Source organism: Occallatibacter sp., assembly GCF_049802275.1.
Lineage (GTDB): Bacteria > Acidobacteriota > Terriglobia > Terriglobales > Acidobacteriaceae > Telmatobacter.
Map to the genome: position 1 here is coordinate 1 of NZ_JBARMD010000673.1, position 8,202 is coordinate 8,202.

An 8,202-nucleotide genomic window follows, 5' to 3' on the forward strand; every position below is an offset into this window, starting at 1 on the left:
GAAGGTGCCCGCACCCCCGACGGCACCACGCAGCCCTTCCTCGCTGGAGCAGCCTTCCTCGCGATCCGCGCGCAGGTGCCGCTTGTGCCAATCGCGCTCAGTGGGGTTTACGACCTGCTCCCGATGCACACCCGCCACTTCTATCCAGGCGAAATCACGCTGACTGTCGGCGAACCGATCTCCACCACCGGCATGACTCTGCGCCAGGTCGAGGAGCTGAACACCCGGCTCCGCGAAACCATTGAAAAAATGCGCACCGAGTCGTCGGGCGATGGTTCGCTGGAAGCTGAGAGCCCCGAACTCGCGTCCTGACCGCTCGGAGACCGTTGTCGGGTAAACTTCCGATTCTTGTTGGCCTGACCTATCCGAGCTCACGGCTTCTTTGCTGACCAAGCCTCTCTCTTTGAGTCCAATGTTAGGGAACCAAAGCGACAACCCCGGTTGCTCACAGCTCCTCAGATCTTTGAAGGAGTACGATGCTCGCCATGAAGCGCTGCTCGTTTTTTGTCCTCTTCCTTGCCTTCAGTCTCCCTCTCTCCAGTCAAAACCCTTCGAGCCAGCCGGTGTCCTCCCCGAGGCTCACGGTACAGGATTCACTTGCATTCACTCCGATCGCGAAGGGCACAACGCCGAACGGATGGTTTGCCAGCCCGAAGGCGACGGTGAACGTCGACGACCAGGTCGTGCACTCCGGCCGCTGGTCGGTCCGCTTCGATCGCAACTCAGCAAGCGAGGGAGGTTTCTCTGTCATAACCCGCAGCATCCCCGTAGATTTCGCTGGCGAGAATGTCGAGCTGCACGGTTATTTTCGCGCCAAAGATGTGGCCGGGTACGCCGGCCTCTGGATGCGCGAAGACGGCGAGGGCCAAATGCTGCAGCTCGAAAACATGGCCAGCCAGCATGTGGACGGCACACGCGAGTGGGCTGAATACACCATCAAGCTGCCGCTCGACGCAAAAGCGCACCAGCTTTTCTTTGGAGTTCTGCTCGCCGGAACTGGAACATTGTGGGCCGACGATCTTCGCCTCATGGTCGATGGCAAACCCATTGCGGAAGCAAAGCCGATGGAACGCCCTCTCACCGTGGTCGATACCGATCATGAATTCGACAAGGGATCGCGGGTTGCCGTCTCTTCCCTCACGCCAAACCAGATCGATAACCTCGTCACGCTCGGACGCGTTTGGGGATTCCTGAAGTATCATCACCCCGCGGTAACCGCTGGCAAACGCCAGTGGGACTACGATCTGCTGCGCATTCTCCCCGCCATCCTCGCCGCGCCTGATCGGACCGATGCGAACGAAGCGATTGTTCAATGGATCGCCGGCCTGGGCGAGGTTCCCGCCTGCGATGCGAGTCAGTGCCCGCCAGCGCCCGCTGCCGATCTGCCCCTCAAGCCCGAGCTCGCATGGATTCACGACAGCTCGACACTCGGCTCCGCGCTAAGCATGCGCCTGCAGCGCATCTACCAGAATCGGCCAGGCGGCAATCAGTTCTACATCAGCCTGGCTCCCAGCGTCGGGAACCCGGTTTTTGAGCATGAGCTTACCTATGGTGGCGTCACATTTCCGGATTCCGGCTTTCAGCTCCTCGCGCTGTTTCGCTGGTGGAACATCATGCAGTACTGGTCGCCCTACCGAATCGATGCCAGCCAGAACTGGCCCGCGGTGCTCAATGAATTCATTCCGAAGCTCATGCTTGCGAAAGATCGCACTGCTTATCAACTCGCGATGCTGGAGTTGGTCGCCAAGGCCAACGACACGCACGCCAATTTGTGGAGTTCTCTGGAAGTGAGGCCGCCCGTCGGCAAATGTGCGCTTCCCGTCGATGTTCGTTTCGTTGAGGGGCAGGCCGTGGTCTCCGGATTTGCCGCAAAGGATGCCGCCACAACCTCCGCATTCCGCATCGGAGACGCAATCCAGTCAATCGACGCCACTCCGTTGTCAAAGCTGATCGAAGGGTGGACCCCGTTCTACGCCGACTCCAACGCTGCCGCTCGCCAGCGCGACATGGCCCGCACTCTCACTAATGGTGAATGCAAATCGGTTGTGGTCGAGGTGCAGCGCGACAGCAAAGCCGTTGAACTCCGTGTGGACCGCCAACCGGCGAAAGGCGCAAACGATCCTAAATGGCACGATCTGCCTGGTGACACTTTTCGCCTGCTATCGCCGGACATCGCTTATCTCAAACTCTCCACCATCAAGGCGTCCGACATTCCGAAAGACATCGAACTAGCCGCTAACACAAAGGGCCTCATCATCGACATCCGAAACTATCCCTCAGAGTTTGTGCCCTACGCCCTCGGTTCGCATCTCGTGAATGAGAAAGCCCCTACCTCTTTTGCGACGTTCACCTTGCCAGATCTGGCCAATCCCGGAGCCTTCCATTTTGGCAACACCGCCACCATCGATTCCGGTACAACCCACTACAGCGGCAAGGTGGTGATCCTTGTTGATGAAACCTCGCTAAGCCAGGCGGAATACACCGCAATGGCACTGCGTTCTGCGCCGGGGGCCGTCGTCGTAGGCAGCACAACAGCCGGCGCCGACGGCAACGTCTCCCAGATTCCGTTGCCCGGAGGCCTCAGCACGATGATCAGCGGCATCGGTGTCTTCTATCCCAACCACCGTCCTACGCAGCGCATCGGCATTGTTCCCGATGTAGAAGCAAAACCAACAATCGCTGGCATCAAGGCAGGCCGCGACGAAGTGCTGGAGACTGCGATCCGCCAGATTCTCGGCCCCGGAACCACGGAAGCCGCAATCGAGAAGCTTGCCAAGCCCGACACCGCCCCTCAGCCTCTGGCGACGAAGTGAGACTTCGTAGCCACCTGGAGAAAGAGCGCGGCTTTCACCGCGCTCCAGCCCACCTTCAATAATCGAATCTCAAGGTTCTTGCAGCTTAGTGCGCGACCCCGCCGCAAACCTCGGCACCGAGATTGGCAGCGTTGTTCATGCAATTGCTGCGCGCCAGAATGCTCGCAGCTGTAACCGCGAGAATATTGTGGCCGTGCGTCGTGGGGTGTAGATCATCCCAAAAGAGAAAAGTGTCTGGATCGACGGCCATACCCTGCGAGCTGCCGGTGACGTTGACCAGTGAGTAGGTCGCCGGTGCGGCCACGATCCTGTTGAACAGGCTAAAAACATCGAGCTGCGCGATATGCAGATGCCTGGCTCTATTGAAATCCAGAATCAGTGAAACGCCGCTGCCCAGCACCGCGTTATAGAGAATGCTGGCCTCGGTTGCCGGAATCGATGTTGCGGGCGATCCGTTGAGCCGCGGAACTAATCCCAGCGGAGGCAGGTTCGGCACGATGAACTGCGTCGCTCCCGCGTCGATGAGCCGTTGAATATTGAGGGTCTGGTTGATGCCGGCATCAATGATCTGGCCTTCAGAGGTGGCATTAATCAGGTCGTTGGCGCCTCCCCAGACAACAAAAAGCGTCTTCGGAGTGATCTTGGGGCGGGTAGCCAGATAGTCCGTGATTTGCCGGCCGATATTCTCCACATTGACTGAAAGCGAATTGGAAGGTCCGAAGGTGAATGCGGTGGTGCCTGAACCAGTAGTGGCGAATCCGTAGGCGTAGTCGGTCCCACCGTCGAGCGAGTTCTTCACCTCAGGCTTCGATGGCATCGATTCAGCCAGTTGTTCGATCCACACACCCGAGTAAAGCTCGGCAGGCGGCAACGTGTCGAAGCCATCCGTGAATCGCCCGTCGGTATAATCGGCGACCGGTCCCGGAACTCGGATGCCATATTTGGAGTAGGTCAGGTGCGCCACGTTCCCGGTGTCGGAGAGCGAGTCGCCAAAGACAACGATCTTTGTGAATTCTGGGGTTGACGGTCCGGCCTGGCCCGAAGCCCCGACGGTGGCGAAAATCAGCAGCAGCGCGGAGAGAAGACCAAGGCCGATCCGAGGCGCCTGCTTGGAGAGTCTGGTCGACCTGGCTGCCGTCACGGGCTCGAACTCAAGGGTTCCGAAAGCGATTAGCTTGCGGGATTGCATGATTCGCATGGTTGAATCTCCGTGAGTGAAATCCGGCAACACAGCCCGTCAACTGGCTCCGGTTGGGCGACAGGGCGGCAATCGTAAAAGCCTTCCTGTTTCCCGCCGAATCGAATGAATGAATTGGGCAATATCGGGGATGTGCTGCGCGTTAGGTCCTGAAGTGTACTCCCGGCAATCGCACAGCGTCTACATCGTTGTTCGGAACAATAGTCGTCGCCGGAACCGATGCAGCAGATCGGGAGTTTATAGCATTTTCTTGATCCTTCTTCCGCGCTAGACTGCCAACAGTCCATTCTCGCCCCAACATCCGTAGCCAATTGATCTCTAACAGCAAGGAGCCTTTTGAGTGAGAAACCTGCTCTCGTTCCGGTCCTGCCTCGCCGTGTGTATCCTTTCGCTTGTATCGACCGCAGCAATCCCTGCCCAAACTGCTCCTTCAACGCCGACACCCGAAAAGGCCGCTCAAGCCCGTGCCGAAGCGATCCGCGTCGCCGACGCCTGGCTCGATAGCATTCAGGCCTACCAGCACATTCCTGCCATCTCTGCCGGAGTGGTTGTGGGCGACGATCTGGCCTGGTCCAAGGGATATGGCACCCTCGACGCGGATCACAAGATTTCCGCCGCGCCGGACACCATCTATTCCATCTGCTCCATCTCAAAGCTCTTCACTTCCGTGTCGCTCATGCAGCAGTGGGAACAAGGCAAAGTCCGCCTCGACGAACCGATCACTACCTATCTGCCGTGGGCAAAATTCAAGACGACCGAGGAAGACAGCGTGCCGATCACTCTGCGCGGGTTACTATCGCACTCCGCCGGCCTTCCGCGCGAGTCCGATTTTCCCTACTGGTCCGGCCCCGATTTCCCGTTCCCGACGCAGGAACAAGTCCGCGACGAGATCGCCAAACAGTTCACGCTCTTCCCCGCGGAGCGCTACTTCCAGTACAGCAACCTGGGCCTCACGCTCGTGGGTGAAACCGTTGAAGCCGTGTCCGGCCAGCCGTATGTCGAATACGCCAAGGCCCATGTGCTCGACCCGATAGGCCTCCACGATACACGCACCTATATGCCGATGGATCTCTACGGCAAGCGCCTCGCGGTGGGCTACGGAGCACTCAAACGCGATGGCGCCCGCGACCTGCTCAAACCCTTTAATGCGCGCGGCATTACCCCAGCAGCCGGTTACACCTCCACTGTGCAGGACCTCGCCAAGTTCGCTTCGTGGCAGTTCCGTCTGCTCCGCACCGGCAAAGAAGATGTCCTTAAAGCCTCGACCCTGCGCGAAATGCAACGAGTTCAGTTCATGGATCCGGCCTGGAAAGTGAGCTATGGTCTCGGTTTCGCGATCCAGCACAAGGAAAATCACACTTATGTCGGCCACGGCGGCGACTGCCCCGGCTATCAAACAATCCTGATGCTGAGGCCTGAAGACGAACTCGGCGTGATCCTGATGGACAACTCGTCGGAACGCCCGGGCCCTTGGGGCATGGTCGTGTTCGCAATTCTCGACAAGCGCAAGAGTTATGAGTTCAAAGCGCCCGCTCCCGCTTCCGGGATCGACTTGGAAGCCTATGCGGGCCACTACTCAGGCCAGCCGTGGGAATCGGAAGTCGTCATGTTCCCATGGGCAGGAGGGCTCGTCACTTTCTCCCTGCCCAGCGATGACCCTGTTGCCGATATGCAATTCTACAAACCCAAAGGTGGAGATGTGTTTCTCCGCGTGCGCGACGATGGTAGCGAAGCCGAAGAACTCACATTCATGCGCGATGCCTCCGGCAAGGTCACCGGCTTCACGCACTTCAGCAATCCAAAAATGCGCATGGCTCAGAATTGAAGAACATTCTCAAGCACGGCCCCCGCATTCATCGAGGGCGGCATCTAACGATGCATGAGGCTTACCGCACTTTTGCCCGTCGCTCTTATCGCGCTCACTAGCTGCACTCCGCATGAACGCAGCCCCGACGAAATTCGCGAACAGACTGCTCGCGCTACCTCTACCGCAGCGCGCGATGCCAAAGCAGTCGCACAGGGAGTGGTGCAGGGTATCAAGCAGCAGCGCACTATCAACATCAATAGGGCATCTGCTGATGACCTCAAGAGTCTTCCTGGCATCGATGATGACGCAGCCGGCCGTATCATCGACCACCGGCCGTATTCCGACTCTGAAGATCTAGTGAAGCGCCACGTCATATCACGCGCCGAGTACAACCGCATCGCCGGGAAAATCGAAGCGCGTTAGGTGGACGATTGCTGAGGTCACTTTGAACAGGTAGCTCGCCGAGCTACACTCGTTTCTGAAATGAAACGTATACTCGTCTCTGTCGCGCTGATGCTCGCCTCCGCTATTGCCGCCTCATCACAAGCACCCCACACCTTCACCGTCGGCAACGGCCAGTTTCTGCTCGATGGCCATTCCTACCAGATTCTGTCGGGTGAGATGCACTATCCGCGCGTGCCCCGCGCCTACTGGCGCGATCGTTTTCGCAAGGCACGCGCCATGGGCCTCAACACCATCACCACATACGTCTTCTGGAACATTCACGAACCGCGCCCAGGGGTCTACGACTTTTCCGGCCAGAACGATGTCGCCGAATACATTCGCGAAGCTCAGCGGGAGGGGCTCAACGTCATCCTCCGTCCCGGCCCCTACGTCTGCGCCGAATGGGAACTAGGCGGCTATCCGAGCTGGCTCCTGAAAGATCGCTCGCTCGTACTCCGTTCCTCCGATCCTAAATACATAGCCGCGATGAACGAATGGTTCACGCGTCTCGCTCGCGAAGTCTCGCCGCTCTTGATCCAGAATGGCGGCCCCATCATTGCTATTCAGATCGAAAACGAATACGGCTCCTTCGGCCACGACCACGACTATATGCGAGCCGTGGAATCCGCACTTCTGAAATCCGGCCTCGCCGCACCCGACACCCTGCTCTACACGGCAGATGGAGCCGACCAGGTCCCGAACGGTTCACTTCCAAATCGACCCGCGGTCATCAACTTTGGCACAGGCGACGCGAAGAACAGCTTCGCCACCCTCAAAAACCTTCGTCCTGAAGGCCCCTTCATGTCTGGTGAGTACTGGGCTGGCTGGTTCGACCACTGGGGCGAGCACCATCACACCACCGACGTCGCCCGCAATGCCGCGGAATATGAATGGATGCTCCGCCAGGGCTACTCCGTCAGCATGTACATGTTCCATGGCGGCACCAGCTTTGGCTGGATGAATGGCGCCAACAGCAACGGCAAAAACTACGAGCCCGACACCACCAGCTACGACTACGATGCGCCCCTCAACGAGAGCGGTCAGCCCACTCCCAAGTTCACGGCCTTCCGCGACGCTATCGCCCGCGTCACGGGCAAAACTCCGCCCGACATCCCGTCTTCAAGCCCAGCGGGCACCTACCCGATCGATCCCCACGCCGAGTCCGCCTCGCTTTGGAGCAACCTGCCCAAGCCTGTCGAGTCCGACAAACTGCTCACCATGGAAGACCTCGACCAGTCCTACGGCTACATCCTCTATCGCACACAACTCGCAGCCGGCCCTGGCGGCGAAATCGTCATCGACGGTCTTCACGATTACGCGCAGATCTATATCAATCGCAAACTCATCGGCACCCTCGATCGCCGCCGCGATCAGACGCACCTGACCATGCCTGCCGTCTCCGCCCCCGCGACCCTCGACATCCTCGTTGAGAATTCCGGCCGGGTGAACTTCACTAAAGTCATCCGCACCGAGCAGAAGGGGATTCTGGGCTCCATGACTCTCGGGGGCTACCAGCCGCAGCAATGGCAAATCTATTCGCTTCCCATGACAAACCTGGCGGCGCTGCACTTCACGGCGGATCCTTGCGAAGGACCGTGTTTCTACCGTTTCACCATGAAAACACCTGGCGGCCAGCCGCTCGCCGACACTTTCCTCAACACTCACGCGCTCTCAAAGGGCACTGCGTTCCTGAATGCCCAACCGCTCGGGCGCTTTTGGTCCGTTGGTCCGGAATTCACGCTGTACACGCCCGGTCCCTGGCTGCATCTCGGCGTTAATGAGATCGTCGTTTTCGATCTTCAGGGTAAAGCGTCGGAAGCGCTCACCACCGTCGATCACGCCGACTACGGCCCCTCTCCATCGCACTAAGACGTCAGCTAGGCGCGACTTCCAAGTCAGAGATCAAAGCCGGGATTCCCTCGCTCCGTGTAGCGCAGGCT

6 protein-coding genes are annotated in these 8,202 nt (G+C 58.9%); 5 read left to right on the plus strand and 1 reads right to left on the minus strand.

Going from position 1 to position 8,202, the window contains the following annotated elements; all coding sequences use genetic code 11:
* Positions 1-312 (plus strand): lysophospholipid acyltransferase family protein (locus tag WA354_RS22700; protein ID WP_472815304.1); only part of this gene is annotated, 312 nt, incomplete at its 5' end.
* A gap of 164 nt (positions 313-476) precedes the next feature.
* Positions 477-2,813, plus strand: a complete 2,337-nt coding sequence (locus tag WA354_RS22705; RefSeq protein ID WP_472815305.1) for a S41 family peptidase — start codon at positions 477-479, stop codon at positions 2,811-2,813.
* A gap of 85 nt (positions 2,814-2,898) precedes the next feature.
* On the opposite strand, the gene WA354_RS22710 is transcribed toward WA354_RS22705, so the two are convergent.
* Positions 2,899-4,011: an SGNH/GDSL hydrolase family protein gene (locus tag WA354_RS22710; protein ID WP_472815306.1), complete on the minus strand. Its 1,113-nt coding sequence runs from the start codon at positions 4,009-4,011 to the stop codon at positions 2,899-2,901.
* Between the two features lie 340 nt (positions 4,012-4,351).
* Between WA354_RS22710 and WA354_RS22715 the strand changes: the two genes are divergently transcribed.
* The 3 genes from WA354_RS22715 to WA354_RS22725 are packed head-to-tail and all read left to right on the plus strand — an operon-like array spanning position 4,352 to position 8,131.
* Positions 4,352-5,836 (plus strand): serine hydrolase domain-containing protein, encoded by a 1,485-nt coding sequence (locus WA354_RS22715; RefSeq protein ID WP_472815307.1) that lies wholly within the window; start codon positions 4,352-4,354, stop codon positions 5,834-5,836.
* Positions 5,837-5,890: 54 nt separating this feature from the next.
* Positions 5,891-6,241 (plus strand): ComEA family DNA-binding protein, encoded by a 351-nt coding sequence (locus WA354_RS22720; RefSeq protein WP_472815308.1) that lies wholly within the window; start codon positions 5,891-5,893, stop codon positions 6,239-6,241.
* Positions 6,242-6,301: 60 nt separating this feature from the next.
* Complete coding sequence (locus tag WA354_RS22725; protein WP_472815309.1) at positions 6,302-8,131, plus strand: glycoside hydrolase family 35 protein; 1,830 nt, start codon at positions 6,302-6,304, stop codon at positions 8,129-8,131.
* Positions 8,132-8,202 lie beyond the last annotated feature (71 nt).

What these genes read in the sequence shown, in the direction of transcription:
- WA354_RS22720 (WP_472815308.1), top strand. Translation starts at nt 5,891, where the DNA reads ATGAGGCTTACCGCACTTTTGCCCGTCGCTCTTATCGCGCTCACTAGC.
- WA354_RS22710 (WP_472815306.1), bottom strand. Translation starts at nt 4,011, where the DNA reads ATGCGAATCATGCAATCCCGCAAGCTAATCGCTTTCGGAACCCTTGAG.
- WA354_RS22705 (WP_472815305.1), top strand. Translation starts at nt 477, where the DNA reads ATGCTCGCCATGAAGCGCTGCTCGTTTTTTGTCCTCTTCCTTGCCTTC.
- WA354_RS22725 (WP_472815309.1), top strand. Translation starts at nt 6,302, where the DNA reads ATGAAACGTATACTCGTCTCTGTCGCGCTGATGCTCGCCTCCGCTATT.